The 14,662-nt window shown below is 46.6% G+C and carries 14 protein-coding genes and 1 tRNA gene; 6 read left to right on the forward strand and 9 right to left on the reverse strand.

Annotated elements, in window-relative coordinates; all coding sequences use genetic code 11:
* Positions 1–7 precede the first annotated feature (7 nt).
* Together ACHZA1_RS04895 and ACHZA1_RS04900 are read right to left on the reverse strand one after the other, a co-directional pair.
* On the reverse strand, positions 8–1,363 hold the full coding sequence (locus ACHZA1_RS04895) for an ABC transporter permease (RefSeq protein ID WP_320054116.1): 1,356 nt from the start codon (positions 1,361–1,363) through the stop codon (positions 8–10).
* Positions 1,364–1,375: 12 nt separating this feature from the next.
* Positions 1,376–2,317 (reverse strand): ATP-binding cassette domain-containing protein, encoded by a 942-nt coding sequence (locus ACHZA1_RS04900; protein ID WP_320054117.1) that lies wholly within the window; start codon positions 2,315–2,317, stop codon positions 1,376–1,378.
* 218 nt (positions 2,318–2,535) lie between these two features.
* Between ACHZA1_RS04900 and ACHZA1_RS04905 the strand changes: the two genes are divergently transcribed.
* Entirely contained in the window at positions 2,536–2,847 is a 312-nt protein-coding gene (locus ACHZA1_RS04905; protein ID WP_320054118.1) for a hypothetical protein, read from the forward strand.
* 289 nt (positions 2,848–3,136) lie between these two features.
* Here ACHZA1_RS04905 and dnaJ read toward each other — a convergent pair whose 3' ends face one another.
* The 4 genes from dnaJ to ACHZA1_RS04925 form a co-directional block, all read right to left on the reverse strand.
* Positions 3,137–4,297, reverse strand: a complete 1,161-nt coding sequence (dnaJ, locus tag ACHZA1_RS04910) for a molecular chaperone DnaJ (protein ID WP_320054119.1) — start codon at positions 4,295–4,297, stop codon at positions 3,137–3,139.
* Between the two features lie 21 nt (positions 4,298–4,318).
* Complete coding sequence (locus ACHZA1_RS04915) at positions 4,319–4,915, reverse strand: nucleotide exchange factor GrpE (RefSeq protein ID WP_320054120.1); 597 nt, start codon at positions 4,913–4,915, stop codon at positions 4,319–4,321.
* Between the two features lie 109 nt (positions 4,916–5,024).
* Entirely contained in the window at positions 5,025–6,332 is a 1,308-nt protein-coding gene (gene murA, locus ACHZA1_RS04920) for a UDP-N-acetylglucosamine 1-carboxyvinyltransferase (protein ID WP_320054121.1), read from the reverse strand.
* Between the two features lie 26 nt (positions 6,333–6,358).
* Positions 6,359–7,015 (reverse strand): DUF4290 domain-containing protein, encoded by a 657-nt coding sequence (locus ACHZA1_RS04925; RefSeq protein WP_320054122.1) that lies wholly within the window; start codon positions 7,013–7,015, stop codon positions 6,359–6,361.
* A gap of 944 nt (positions 7,016–7,959) precedes the next feature.
* On the opposite strand from ACHZA1_RS04925, the gene hydF reads away from it, so the two are divergent.
* Complete coding sequence (gene hydF, locus ACHZA1_RS04930; RefSeq protein WP_320054123.1) at positions 7,960–9,159, forward strand: [FeFe] hydrogenase H-cluster maturation GTPase HydF; 1,200 nt, start codon at positions 7,960–7,962, stop codon at positions 9,157–9,159.
* Between the two features lie 69 nt (positions 9,160–9,228).
* On the opposite strand, the gene ACHZA1_RS04935 is transcribed toward hydF, so the two are convergent.
* The 3 genes from ACHZA1_RS04935 to ACHZA1_RS04945 all read right to left on the reverse strand — a co-directional run bounded on the left by ACHZA1_RS04935 (position 9,229) and on the right by ACHZA1_RS04945 (position 11,351).
* Complete coding sequence (locus tag ACHZA1_RS04935) at positions 9,229–9,639, reverse strand: hypothetical protein (protein WP_320054124.1); 411 nt, start codon at positions 9,637–9,639, stop codon at positions 9,229–9,231.
* 202 nt (positions 9,640–9,841) lie between these two features.
* Positions 9,842–9,917, reverse strand: a tRNA-His gene (locus ACHZA1_RS04940).
* Between the two features lie 159 nt (positions 9,918–10,076).
* Complete coding sequence (locus ACHZA1_RS04945; RefSeq protein ID WP_320054125.1) at positions 10,077–11,351, reverse strand: oligosaccharide flippase family protein; 1,275 nt, start codon at positions 11,349–11,351, stop codon at positions 10,077–10,079.
* A 120-nt stretch (positions 11,352–11,471) separates the two neighbouring features.
* Between ACHZA1_RS04945 and ACHZA1_RS04950 the strand changes: the two genes are divergently transcribed.
* The 4 genes from ACHZA1_RS04950 to ACHZA1_RS04965 all read left to right on the forward strand — a co-directional run bounded on the left by ACHZA1_RS04950 (position 11,472) and on the right by ACHZA1_RS04965 (position 14,632).
* The gene (locus ACHZA1_RS04950; protein WP_320054126.1) at positions 11,472–12,155 is read left to right on the forward strand and encodes a DNA alkylation repair protein; all 684 of its coding nucleotides are present in this window, start codon (positions 11,472–11,474) and stop codon (positions 12,153–12,155) included.
* Positions 12,156–12,210: 55 nt separating this feature from the next.
* Positions 12,211–12,969 carry a Bax inhibitor-1/YccA family protein gene (locus ACHZA1_RS04955; protein WP_320054127.1) on the forward strand — a complete coding sequence of 253 codons (759 nt, stop codon included), beginning with the start codon at positions 12,211–12,213 and terminating at the stop codon, positions 12,967–12,969.
* A gap of 132 nt (positions 12,970–13,101) precedes the next feature.
* The gene (locus tag ACHZA1_RS04960; protein WP_320054128.1) at positions 13,102–13,362 is read left to right on the forward strand and encodes a type B 50S ribosomal protein L31; all 261 of its coding nucleotides are present in this window, start codon (positions 13,102–13,104) and stop codon (positions 13,360–13,362) included.
* 85 nt (positions 13,363–13,447) lie between these two features.
* Positions 13,448–14,632, forward strand: coding sequence for a putative sugar nucleotidyl transferase (locus ACHZA1_RS04965; RefSeq protein WP_320054129.1), 1,185 nt, complete (start codon positions 13,448–13,450; stop codon positions 14,630–14,632).
* Positions 14,633–14,662 lie beyond the last annotated feature (30 nt).

A 14,662-nucleotide genomic window follows, 5' to 3' on the forward strand; every position in this document is an offset into this window, starting at 1 on the left:
CAAATCTCTATGAATGCTTAATCCACTTTATCATCTCCTTAAACGTTGTTTTCTTGCCGTACATCAGTATTCCTGTACGGTAAATCTTAGCCGAGAGCCAGATCACCGCAAAAATCGTTGCATACAGGATTGCTATCGACATGATTACCTCCCAGGTTGGGATCTCAAAGGGTATTCGAGCCATCATCACGATTGGCGAGGTAAGCGGAATCATCGAGAACCAAAACGAGATGGAGCTGTTCGGATTCTGGAAGGTGTGCATCATTATCATCAGCGCCAGAATGATCGGAATGGTGATGGGGAGCATGAGCTGCTGCGTTTCCGTCTCATTGTCAACCGCCGAACCTACCGCCGCAAACAGCGATGAGTAGAGCAGGTAGCCGCCTAGGAAGAAGATCACAAAGTAGAACAGAATCGGAACGATTCGCTCTGATATAGAGTTGAAGATTTTTGCAGTATCGCCAAACTCATCCTGAATCTTTTCCATATTCTCAGCGCTTACCTGCTGCCCACTTTGAGCGCTCATCACCGAGGTAATCTGCGCTTGCTGCTGCGGCATCTTATCGGAGTAGGAATTCATCATATACCCCTTTACCCCCATAAAGATGGCGAGCGAGAGCAGTATCCAAATGGTGAACTGCAGCAACCCTACGGCGGCAACGCCAATAATCTTGCCCATCATCAGCTGTATGGGCTTTACCGACGAGATGATGACCTCCACCACGCGGTTCGACTTCTCCTCGATTACGCCGCGCATCACCTGGCTGCCGAAAAGGAAGATGAAGATGTACATCAGGAATCCGAAGATGTAGGCAATGCCCATTATCACCATGGTGTTGGTCTCCTTCTCCATGCCGTTCTCGTCGAGCTTGATGGTGTTAAGGTTTACCGACGACTTCACCTGCTTCAGCATCGCATCCAGGTTCTGGATGTTGAAGGTGCGCATCTTTTCCTCCTTAATCAGCTCCTCCAGGTTCGACTCTATCTTGCTGCTCATCTCCACGCTCACGTCCTCGGGCGAGTAGATGGTAGCATCCTTGGGGTTGTTGATGATCCCTTGGTTGATTACCAGGATGGCGTCGACCCCCTTTTCCTTCATTGCCTTCTTGTAGGCGGGGAAGTCCTGCTCTGTGATGTACTCGAACGAGACCTTGTCGTTTCCCTGCAGCTTATTCACAAACAGCTTAGTCTTGTCGACTACCGCTATCTTCTTGTTGGAGGTATCGCCCATTGAGGCAAGCATGCCTGGAACAATCATAAGTGCCCCCATCAGAATTGGGGTTAGCACGGTCATTATGATGAAGCTTTTCTTCTTCACCCTAGTCATGAATTCGCGCTTTATAATAAGTAGTGTCTTATTCATTGCAGTATTGTTTTATTCGGTATAGCTAGCAGTCTTTAGCGATGACTCCCCCTGAACAACCTTTATAAAGATGTCGTTCATGCTTGGGATGATTTTTTGGAAGTTGACCACCTCGACAAGTGGAAGTACAGCGGTGATAAGCGGATTTCCCGACTGATCGGGCTGAAGCTTAATTCTTACCTTAGACAGCCCTTTCTCGCTGATCTCGTCGACGATTTGGTAGCCGTTATGGAGCACATTAAGCGCGCCAGCCTCGCCAACGTAGTCGATTTGGTAGATGTTATCGCCGTAGCTGTGGCGGATCTCGTCGATATCGCCGCTAAGCACGTTGCGCGATTGGTTGATGAGGGTAATGTTGTCGCAGAGCTCCTCCACCGAGGCCATGTTGTGCGTGGAGAAGATGATGGTATGCCCCTTTTTCTTGAACTCAAGGATTTCCTCCTTCAGCAGGTTGGCGTTGATGGGGTCGAATCCGCTAAAAGGTTCGTCGAAGATCATCAGCTCGGGCTCATGAAGGATGGTGATGATGAACTGCACCTTCTGTGCCATCCCCTTCGAGAGCTCCTCCACCTTCTTATTCCACCAAGCCTGGATCTCGAACTTCGTGAACCAGTACCTCAGGCGTTTCTGAGCATCAGAATGCGACAGTCCCTTAAGCTGAGCAAAGTACATAGCCTGCTCGCCCACCTTCATCTTCTTGTAAAGCCCGCGCTCCTCGGGCAAATAGCCGATGCACTGCACGTCATCCATCTTCATCTCGTTGCCCTTAAAGTAAATCTTACCGCTATCGGGCATCGTTATCTGATTAATGATTCGGATCAGGGTGGTTTTACCTGCACCATTAGGCCCGAGCAGCCCGTAAATTTTCCCCTGAGGAATCGTTAGGCTAACGTTATCTAGGGCTAAATGGTCGGCATACCTTTTTACAACATTTTCCGCTCTAAATATTTCCATACTAATTCGATTTTTACTCTTTTCCAAATTTAGTGAAATAGTTCACATTCCATAGCCCCCACACCCCGATGCGCTCCAATGCGGCTGGTTAACCGATCAAAGCAGAGCGCATCCTGCTAGAGGGCCATGCAGGCTGATGCTACCTCGCCTGCTTTTCACATATACTTAGTTGCGAATTTGCGAAGATGTTACAGAATTTCGGGGATAATTTTGCAAAAATGATAGCTGCTAAGGAAAAACCGTTCTACAACCTTGAGAAAACCTCAGATGCCGAGGAGAAATTGTTAGGTGGTTTTGCGGAAATGGCGCGTAGAAAAGAGAAAACCATCGATGGTTTTGAGGAAACATCGCAAGGAAAACAGAAAACCTTCGATGGTTTTGAGGAAACATCGCAAGGAAAACAGAAAACCTTCGATGGTTTTGAGAAATTGTCGCAAGGAAAACAGAAGACCGTCGATGGTTTCGAGAAAACGTCGCAAGGAAAACAGAAATCCGTCGATGGTTTTGAGAAAATGTCGCGAGGAAAATAGAAAACCGTCGACCGTTTTGAGGAAACGTCGCAAGGAAAACAGAAAACCTTCGATGGTTTTGAGGAAACGTCGCAAGGGAAACAGAAAACCTTCGATGGTTTTGAGGAAACGTCGCGAGGGAAAGAGCAATTCTCCGAACGTTTTGATCTGTACAGCGAGGGGGAAATAGCGGTAAACGTCCGCTAGTTATGCCACCGCACCCCCTAAAAGGAATGGGAGGATTGGTGCAGCAGCGCCATCCTCCCATTCCTATACTTTACAGCTAGAATTTACGTTTCCAGCCCCTGAGCTACCTTCCAAACATTCCCTTTATGCGATCGAAGAAGTTCATATCCGACTTATCAGGCTTCGGAGCAAAGCTGCTCGACTCGCGCATCTTCTCAATCTGAACCTTTTCGGCAGCAGAAAGATTTTTGGGAACCCAAACGTTTACGTAAACCAGAATGTCTCCTCGACCATAGCCATCAACATCGGGTAGCCCCTTGCCTTTTAGGCGGAAAACCCTTCCGGGCTGCGTTCCTGGTTCAATCTTAATGCGCGCCTTTCCGTCAATTGTAGGAACCTCCGAAGTTCCGCCAAGAACGGCATCGGGGAATCCGAGGAAAAGCGTATACACCAAATCGTTTCCGTCGCGGATGAGCTCCTCGTGTGGTTCTTCCTCAATAACGACAAGCAAATCGCCATTAACACCACCACCTTGAGGTGCATTTCCCTTTCCCGAAACGTTGAGCTGCATACCCTCCGAAACACCTGCTGGAATGTGGAACGAAACCACCTCCGAGTCGTTAACGACACCGGATCCAGAGCAGCTGGAGCAATGCTTTGTAATAGATTTTCCTGTACCACGACAGGTTGGACAAGTACTTTGCGTTTGAACTCGTCCGAATATTGAGTTGGTAACCCCAATAACAGTTCCTGAACCGTTGCATGTGTTACAGGTAGAGAATGATGTTCCATGCTCTGCACCTGTTCCGTTGCACGAATTACACTTAACCTGCTTGTTTATCTTTAGCTTCTTGTCGGCACCGTAGGCGATCTCCTGCAGATTAAGGCGAACCTTTACGCGAATATCTCCTCCTCGGTTGGTTCTACGACCTTGGCTTCTACCAAATCCGCCAAACCCACCAAAATGACCTCCGAAAAGATCGCCAAACTGCGAGAAGATATCGTCCATAGACATACCTCCACCAAAACCGCCAAAGCCGCTGCTACCTGCATCCGATGTTCCAACACCAGCATGCCCGAACTGATCGTAGCGCGCGCGCTTATTATCGTCGCTTAGCACGCTAAACGCCTCGGCAGCCTCCTTAAACTTCTCTTCGGCTTCCTTATTATCTGGATTTTTATCGGGGTGATACTTGATGGCCATCTTGCGGTAGGCCTTCTTCATCTCCTCTTGGGTGGCATTTCGGGAAACCCCTAATACCTCATAGTAATCTCTTTTTGCCATTGTTCTTTGACGCTATTTTATCTATTCGCCAACAACAACTTTGGCGTATCTAATCACTTTCCCGTTTAGCAAATACCCTTTTTGAACTACATCTATCACCGCACCCTTTTGCTCGGGAGTAGGTGCAGGAAATTTGGTTATAGCCTCTTCGAAATCGGTATCAAAAGGTTCTCCAACCCTATTAATCACAGCCACACCCTTCGATTTGAGCATCGCCATAAACTTGTCGTAAATAAGGGTTACCCCATCAAAGCCAGCGGTGTCGCTAAGCTTTTCGAGCGCAAGCAAAGCACGCTCAAAGTCGTCAACAACGGTAAGAATATCCTTAATCATACCCTCACCGGCCGTTCTAACAAGCTCTTCGCGCTCCTTAAGGGTACGCTTACGGTAGTTGTCGTATTCGGCGGTTAGTCGAAGGTACCTCTCTTTCCACTCTGCAATTTTTTCATTCACCTCATCAGCACCTGCTGAAATGGCATCAGCAGCCTCGGTACCTTCTGGTGCTTCCGTTGCTTCTCCTGCCTCATTCGCAGCCAAATTTTCTTCTACAGGTACATTCGGCTCCAGGGGAGATTGATTTTCAACTTCTTTATCCGATTTATGCTTCGACTTAGTCATCTTTGTAATTTAATTTTTCTCAACAATACCGATTGCCTAGCAAATTGTTTGCCATTAGCCAACAATGACATAATGACGCAACCTGAAGCACAACCGCTATGTACTAGCGCTACAACCCTCGCGAAATATTCGCACCAAGGGCATTCAGCCTTAAATCTATATTCTGATAGCCTCTATCGATTTGGTCGATGTTATGAATAACGCTTGTTCCATCGGCAGACAGCGCGGCAATTAGCAGCGCCACTCCTGCACGTATATCGGGCGAGCTCATAACTGTAGGACGTAACTTTATCTTGTTGTCGTGACCAATAACCGTAGCGCGATGCGGATCGCATAGAATAATCTGAGCGCCCATATCTATTAGCTTATCGACAAAGAACAGTCGGCTTTCGAACATCTTTTGGTGGATAAGCACGCTTCCGTTTGCCTGTGTGGCCACCACTAGGAAGATACTCAACAAGTCGGGCGTTAACCCTGGCCAAGGCGCATCGGCAATGGTAAGAATTGAGCCATCAATAAACGTATCGATCTCGTAATGATCCTGAGCAGGGATGTAGATGTCGTCGCCACGAAGCTCCATCTTGATGCCCAGCCTGCGAAAGCTGTCTGGAATTATTCCAAGATCGGGATAGGATACGTCCTTAATGGTAATCTCGCTATGGGTCATAGCCGCCAAACCAATAAAGCTGCCGATCTCGATCATATCTGGAAGTAGGCGATGCTCAGTACCCCCAAGCTCCTCTACCCCTTCGATGGTTAGCAGATTAGAGCCTACACCCGAAATCTTTGCGCCCATCCGGTTCAGCATCTTGCAGAGCTGCTGTACGTAGGGCTCGCAGGCGGCGTTATAGATGGTTGTTGTTCCTTTTGCCATTGTGGCAGCCATAACGATGTTGGCGGTACCGGTAACCGATGCCTCATCAAGAAGCATGTAGGTTCCCCTTAGCTCGTTGGCCTCAACGGTAAAGAAGCTGTCGTTTGCATCGAAGTTGAACTTGGCGCCCAACTTCTCGAATCCTATAAAGTGGGTATCAAGGCGTCGACGGCCAATCTTATCGCCACCTGGACGAGGGATAAACCCTTTTCCATAGCGGGCCAGGAGCGGGCCTACAACCATAATTGACCCCCTCAGGCTCGATGCATCCTTGCGGTAGTCATCGGTTTTGAGGTAGTCAAAATTTACGTTCTTTGCCTCAAAGGTATAGGTCGATTCGTCAACTTTGGCAACTGCAACACCCATCTTGCTAAGAAGCTGGATCAGCTTCATCACATCAAGAATATTGGGAATATTCGAGATGGTAACCTTTTGAGGAGTCAGCAAAACGGCGCTTATTACCTGAAGCGCCTCGTTTTTTGCACCTTGAGGAGTGATCTCACCCTTTAAAGGGCGCCCTCCTTTAACTACAAAAGTGCCCATAGCTTTATTTTTAAAGTATTAGTATCCTACTTCTTCCGACCACCTTTGGGGTGACGTCTCTTGCTAGGACCCGTCGAAGAGGGACCAGCACCGCTTGGCTTAAACTCGCGGGTATCCATCAGCTTTGTGCTTAGGTTAAGCTTAATTTTCCCGTTCGAGAGCACCCCAAGGTCGCGGATGATGGTCTCATCGCTAACCGAATCCTTGTTCCAGGTAAGGTAAGCCTTCTTCATCTGGTTGGCCACGGAGGTTATGTAGAAGGTCTTTATTGGGCCTTCCTCCATCTCAGAAACATCCTTAACCATCTGCTCTATCACCCGTCCGTAATGCTTTATCCTTATGGGATGGGCCGGATAGTCAATGCGCCTTGGTGGCTCGCTAACCGATTCCCGGCTTGGCTTGGGGTAGGGCGATTCGATATCGATCTTAAAGTCAGAGATCACGAGCAGATGATCCCAAAGCTTATGCTTAAAGTCGTTAATGTCGCGCAAATGGGGGTTAAGGTTACCCATTACCCCTATTAGGATAAGGGCCATTCGGTTGCGCTCCTCAACATCTTCTATGGCGGAAACGTAGTCTACCATTTTTTGTATGTGGCGGCCGTATTCGGGAAGGATTAGCCTTGTACGCTGAGAATTGTAATCCCTTAATTCATCCTCTTCGTTGATATCAAGTTGGCTCATATTGCTGTTGTAATCGTAAATGATGTGTAATCTGCATCCGGCAGTTGCCCTAAGAGATGATGCCACAGGCAATGTGCTGGCGGAGCGGAATTATAATTTGCAAAAGTGAGAAAAAACTTTGATGAAAGCACCCTCCTCAACTCTTTTTTTAAGCTTTAATAAAACCTCGGCGCACGGTAGCCCACCCGCAAATCAGGCTTTGGCGGAGGGCGTTACCCGCCACCCAACCATCGCCTTCCAATGGCTCGGCGCTAGCATGCATCGCCCCAGATGGGGGGATAGGAGCCGCTTCGCCCCCTAATGCCGATGGGAAAAGGAAGATTTTAGCGCTGCCAACCCAGATGCATCCCATGGTTACCCCCTCGCATCCCTTCGCGAGGCGCTTGATCGGGCTGCCGAACCCCAACCTTCACCTCCGAGCTGCCTACGATTGCTCTTTTTAGTCATCGTGATGACTAAATTCATCACCGCGATGACGAATTTAGTCAACGAGATGATGAATTTCCTCATTTGCTAGTGCAATTTGCTCATTTTAGTGAGTAATTTAGTCTATCCAATGAGCAATTTACACATCACGATGAGTTATTTAATCAAACTAATGAGCAAATTACACCAACCGATGACTATTTTGCTCATCACAATGACTTATTTACACACACCAATGACTAAATTAGTCAAATCAATGATTAATTTACACAATTCGATGACTAAATTAATCATCCCGACGACTAATTTAGTCATTCCATCCCGCATCGCACGTAGAACACCCCCTCCAGCAAGCCATCAATTCGGTGCCGACAGCAATTCCATGCGAGCGCTTCGCAACCATCTTCGATTTTAGCGGGATGCCTCACGCTCCGGCACGGCTGCAAGGGCACAATTTCGGGATCCTCCACCTTCAACCTCGCGCCAATTGCCTTATATTAGCGCAAAAATCACCTCCAATGACGAAGACACGCGACAACAAGCCCCATATAGGCATCTACGGCCGAAGGAACAACGGCAAAAGCGCCATCACAAACCTGCTTGCAGGGCAAAACGTGGCGATTGTTTCCGACCATGCCGGTACCACCACCGACCCGGTAAAAAAATCGGTAGAAATCCTCAACCTTGGCCCAATTGTACTGGTAGACACCGCCGGCATCGACGACGAGGGGGAGCTGGGGCAAATGCGGATCGAGAAAACCCGCGAATCGATAAAGATTGTAGACCTCGCCCTTTTGGTTACCTCCCAAAGCCAGTTTGGCGACTACGAAAGCCAGCTGATCGACGAATTTAAAGCCTACGACACCCCGTTCATCGTGGTGCACAACATGGCTGATGTCGCCAGGGCAACCGACGAGCACGCCAGTTTCTTCACCAACCAGCGAATCCCATTCGTAGAGGTAAGCGCCAAAAGCGGCGAGGGGTTCGACCAACTGGTGGAGAGCATCAAGGCAGCCATGCCCGACACCGCCTACACCGCGCCCTCCATGTTTAAGGGCATCATAAAGAAGGACGACATCGTGCTCCTCATAACGCCAATCGACACCGAAGCCCCTGCTGGGCGCATGATTCTGCCACAAGTTCAGGCAATCCGCGACTCGCTGGACAACGATGCCGTTGCCGTAACACTAAAGGAGAATGCCGTTGAGCACTTCCTAAAAGCAACGGGCATAAAGCCCGCGCTAGCCGTAACCGACAGCCAAATATTCGATAGGGCAAATGCGATGATCCCCCGCGAGATTCCGCTCACCTCCTTCAGCATCACCCTATCGAGGCTAAAAGGCCCGTTCGCCGAATTCGTCAAGGGAACTCCACGAATCGCCGAGCTTAAGGATGGCGACCGGGTGCTGATCCTCGAAAGCTGCACCCACCACACCAGCTGCGACGACATTGGGCGCCACAAAATCCCTAGATGGATAAAGGAATTCACGGGGAAGCAGGTAGAGTTTGACGTTGTTGCCGGATTAAGCTCCCTAGTCAGACCAATTACCGATTACGCAATCGTAATCCAATGCGGCGGCTGTATGATTACCAGAAAGCAGCTGCACAACAGGCTAAAAGCAGCAATCGAGGCAGGGATTCCGGTAACCAACTACGGGATGGCGATTGCATATATTAAAGGTATCTTCGAAAGGGCAATTGCGCCTTTTGTAGAATAGGGCTTGGACATTCCACAAAATAAGAAAAGGGGCAAAAGCCCCTTTTTTCTTACTATTCCCCTAGCAAAGCTAGCATATCCTATACGGCATTAGCTGTTTCAATACATCGTAAGCCCTATTTGCATCGTGGTTGCCCGCTACTGCGAGCTCTTTTACAAACCCATAAACGATAAGCGCGTACGTATATGCATTTTTAGATGTCACAATTCGGGCATCAGCACCACCACTGCCAACACTTTCCGCTATCTCAAATCTGCGCATATCGTCTATGGCACTCTTAAACTCGTTACCGCTCACGTACGAGGGCAAAAAATTCTTCTGCGTTGCATACAGGTAAACCATATCTATAAAATGCTTTAGATCGCTGGTAAGAACGAAGCAGCTTCGAGCATATTTCCGCGCATCCGAAATGTTACCTAGCACATTCGAGTCTGCACATCCAAGAACAGATGAACTTTTGGTAGATTTCACATCACTCATAGATCTTGTTTTTTTCATAAGAAACACAAAAAGCACCAAATACAGATCAAAAAAAGTGCAAAATCTTACCAACTGGTATGTTTTTGTAGATTTCTGGTCGAAAACAGCCGATAACTGGTAAGTGAAAATTTCAGAATATCGAGAAATTGGAGCAAAAAAAAAAGCGCATTTGACAAACTCAAACGCGCTTTTCATTTTTTTCGGGTGGAAGAGCGGTCTCGAACCGCCGACCCTCAGAACCACAATCTGATGCTCTAACCAACTGAGCTACATCCACCGTGTCTTGTAATTCGGATGCAAATATACGAACATTTTTTTTTCTGCAAATACCCTTGCTACATTTTTCGCCTCCAAGAATGGGCACTCAGCCACTACAACCCATTATTTACTTTACAAACCAAACGGTTAAGGCATTGCAGAAATTCACTTAAAAACATCTACACAGTGCCCAAATCCGCTTTTTTTACAAAATAGTACCCGTAAACACCAAGCACAATATTCAGCAAAGCCCCCAAAAGCGCATACGTTTTGATAATAAAAAGCACGCTATGGTCTCTAAACACAACAACCCACCCCAAAGTCAACACCAAGTAGGACAGCTGCCAAACCAGCATTACTCCATTCTTGTTGATGGTTGAGAAGGTGGTACCAATACATTTATTAGCGAACCCAAACACCATCAAAGGGGCAAGATATCGAGCCATCTCCCCTGCAAACTGCCAATTACCGCCAAGGACAAACGAAAAAATCTTTGGACCCCAGAGAACTACAGGCAGGTTCATCAATCCACCTATCAAAAGGCAAACCAAGTACGCTCGCCTATAAAACCTCCGCTTCGACGACACGAACGACATCTTCTGAAAAAACACGATGCTAAATGACGAGCTCACCATATCCAACGGAACACTTATCATTTTCGAAAATCGCTCATACAGCCCAACAACAGATGCCGAGAACGAGTAAGAGAAGGCGTAGATAAGCAGATTCGTAGAAATGGAGTTTAGGAATGATATCGGCATGGAGTACATTGGAAAGCTAGCATACTTAGCCAGCGTTTCCTTAAACTCTGTTTTTTTAGAGGTCCTCAGCAACCTGTAATCATGTTTCCAAAAGAAGAACATCCCCTGAACAAGAGCCACCAGCTCCGAAACAACAAATCCCAACCAAAGCCCGGCCACCCCGTTAGCATAAATAGCACGAGGGAGTCTTACTCCATTGGCAACAACAGTTTGCAGCACCTTGCTTTGTGATGTAAATTTGAATCGGCTCCGACGCGAAAACCACATGCTAAGAATCTGACGAACCGAGAGCAGAAAGCCTATGATTGGCAACAACCAAATCAGCCGAGCAAAGGTTGGATGTGGGAAAAACGCCAACAACCGATCGTACGAGAAGTACAGCACCACCGCCACTAGAATTGACATGTAAAACGAAAGCACCACTCCGCTCAACGCCACCTTTAACGCCTCTCCGCTTTTTCGAGGAAGCATCAATGCGTAGTCGTACCGTCCCGAAACAAAAACAGCAATCAGCTGCGCTATTGCGACGTAAAGAGCGATACTCCCAAATTCTTCGGGAGTGTACAATCGGGATAAAATCGGCAACGACAAAAGATTAACTGCCATAGAGATGCCATTACCCGTAAAGAGCGTCCCCACGTTTCTAGTAAAATCCGATTTAATGAGCCGTTGCAACTCGCCAATACTAATCATGCGAACAATTTTCTAACAAATATACATTGCTAAAGCGAGAAAAGGTTGAGATGCGAGCGCATCATTCCCCCAAATGCTTATTTTTGCCACGCTCCTAAACAGGAATTACACAACGCAATTATGGAGAATAGCATCGCCCTCGAACTTCTCTCTCTCATCCTTAAACACAAGAGTGGGGATGTTGTTGACAGCATGTTTAAAAGAGGGATTATCTACAAGATCAACTATGGAGTTAACGCTCCAATCATTAAGAGACTAGTTGAACCATACTACGGCAACCACGAACTCGCCGAAGAGCTGTACGCCATGGATTACCGCGAAGCTAAACTCGCAGCAATCTACATCGAGACACCCGAGAATCTCAGCGCCGACCTCATGGAACGATGGTCAACCGATTTCATCAACAACGAAATCGTAGAGCAGGCTGTAATCAACCTTTTCTGGAAAAGTAAATATGCTCCATTCAAGGCTTCGGAATGGTCATTGAGCAAGAACGAATACCTACAAAAAGCGGGGTTGATGATCATAGGGAAAATTGCTTCCGAAAAACCCGAAATACGAAACGAGATATTCGAGCCATACTTCGCCATAATTGAAGGACTCTCCGAAACCCAATCGCCGCATACTCGTAGCGCAGCAGCATTCGCGCTACGAGAGATCGGGAAAAGAAACAAAGCGCTAAACGGGAAGGCTGTCAAACTGGCTGACAAATTAGCAAAGAGCGACAACTTTTCGGCTAAATGGATTGCAGAGGAAGTTGCATGGATACTTTCCGACAACAACCTCCAAGAGAAATTTGCTTAGGCATGCATTTTGCAAATCAACACACCTGAATAGACAACTTTAATTAATTTATATCATGTTCAATTCTTCAAATCCAGTTTTTGGAAGGAACATTTTTACAAGTACCGCTCGCGACTTTACAGGAACCAACACCATGACTGTAAAAGGAACCATGGGCAAGGCAATGCTAATGCTTGCTTTAGTTATCCTAAGTGCATCGTACACATGGAGCATGGTTATGCAACCCGACACGCTTGATGGTGTTAAAACAGCAACTCCTTGGATGATTGGTGGCGCAATTGGCGGTTTGATTACTGGTCTTATCATCTCGTTTGTACCACGAACGGCAGGATGGCTTTCGCCAATCTACTCAATGCTACAAGGCCTTTTTCTAGGTGCTATTTCTGCATTTTTCGAAGCCACTTATCATGGCATTGTAATGAATGCTGTTGGGTTAACCCTTGCCACTGCATTCCTGCTATTCTTCATTTACAGAACTGGCATTATTAAGGTAACTAACAAGTTCCGAGTTGGCATTATTGCCGCTACTGGAGCAATCGCACTTTTCTACTTTGTCACATGGATAGTAAGCATGTTTGGTGGAAACGTTGGATTTATGATGGACAGCAGCCTCCTCAGCATTGGCATTAGCCTAGTAGTAGTGGTTGTTGCAGCGCTTAACCTCCTTCTCGACTTCGACTTTATCGAAAAAGGCGAACAAGCAGGTGCTCCTAAGCACATGGAATGGTATGGTGCTTTCGGATTAATGGTAACGTTAATCTGGCTTTACATCGAGATGCTCAAGTTACTAGCAAAACTATCGCGCAGAGACTAATCCAATAACGTGCTAAGAATACCCTATTGAATAAAGGCACAAAACGTTACTATTTGTTTTGTAAATTAGAAATTAGTGTATAACTTTGCAAGCCGTTAGAAAAATGACAGAGAAGAGTAAAAAATTTATACAATGAAACAAGGTATTCACCCTGAGAACTATCGCGTTGTGGCATTCAAAGATATGTCAAACGAGCAAGTATTTTTGATGAAGTCAACCATCAACACTAAAGAATCCATCGAGATTGATGGTCAATCGTATCCTCTCTACAAGCTTGAAATTTCGAGCGCATCTCACCCATTCTTCACTGGCAAGATGAAGCTTATCGATACTGCTGGTCGCGTTGATAAGTTCATGAACCGCTATAAGAAGCACTACGACAAGAAGAAATAATTAGCATTCAACTAGCTTATACTTCAAAAAGCTCCGTTCTCGGGGCTTTTTTTGTGTACCTTTGGCAGTAAAGATCAACTAACGCATGGGAATCATACTTTTTGACGACGAAGTGTGGCTTAACCTAAAGCCTCTGTCGTTTACGCGACCGGTTGCCGAAGTAAGAGTGGGCATTTTAACCATTAAAGAAAAATGGGCAATGTACCTTAAAGGTACACCTTCACATCTGACTCAAAGCTACCTATCTAAAAAATATCCTGCAAAAATATCAAAAGAGAACCTTCTTATAAACGCCTCAGTACTTCCATCGGCTTCTCTTGTTGAGTGCATTATGCGCTTGAAGTTGGGACAAGCCCTTGTGAAAGGCAATATTACCATTGCTGTAAAGTGTACGGCAAACCAGGTCTCCAATTTTTGCAGCACCAGCATAGCAGAATTTCAAGCGCGTGAATTTGACGCCGAAATATCTCGCATTGTTCATCCTTGGGATATATTTTCTCAAAATGGCAAAGAAATTACGGCTGATTTTAAGTTGCTAACCCACAACAGAAAGAGCGCACCTATTGACGACACCAATACCGTAATCGGAGACAATATTTTTGTTGAAGAAGGAGTTCAAATTACCTGCGCCATACTCAACTCCACTACTGGACCAATTTACATTGGCAAGCATGCCGAGATAATGGAAGGCTCCCTAGTTAGAGGACCGTTTGCACTTTGCAACAATAGTAGCGTTAAACTCGGCTCCAAAATATACGGCAACACCACCGTTGGTCCCCACTCGAAAGTGGGAGGAGAAGTTTCGGAGAGCGTTATCTTTGGTTACTCCAACAAGGCTCACGACGGATACCTAGGCAATTCGGTAATTGGAGAATGGTGCAACTTAGGAGCAAACACCAACGTATCGAACCTAAAAAACAACTTTGCCTTAGTTAAGATGTGGAGCTATGAGCAGCAGCGCTTCATTCAAACAGGACTGCAATTTTGCGGCATTATCATGGGAGACTATAGCAAAACTGGCATCAATTCGATGTTCAGTACGGGCACTTCGATAGGTGTTTGCACCAACTATTTTGGTTCGGGATTTCCACGAAACATTATTCCTTCATTTGCTTGGGGAGGAACACAAGGGTATATAACCTACAAGAGTTGCAACTACACCACTGCCATAACCGCTACCTTAGCAAGGCGTTGTCGTGAGTTTAGCGAAATTGACAAGGAAATTCTCGCTGCTATTTTTGAGCAAACCGAAAAAGAGCGCTCCTTCTAGCATAAAATTGTGGCACACCTATTGCCATAA

This window comes from uncultured Acetobacteroides sp. (genome assembly GCF_963667355.2).
In the GTDB taxonomy this organism is placed as follows: Bacteria; Bacteroidota; Bacteroidia; order Bacteroidales; family ZOR0009; genus Acetobacteroides.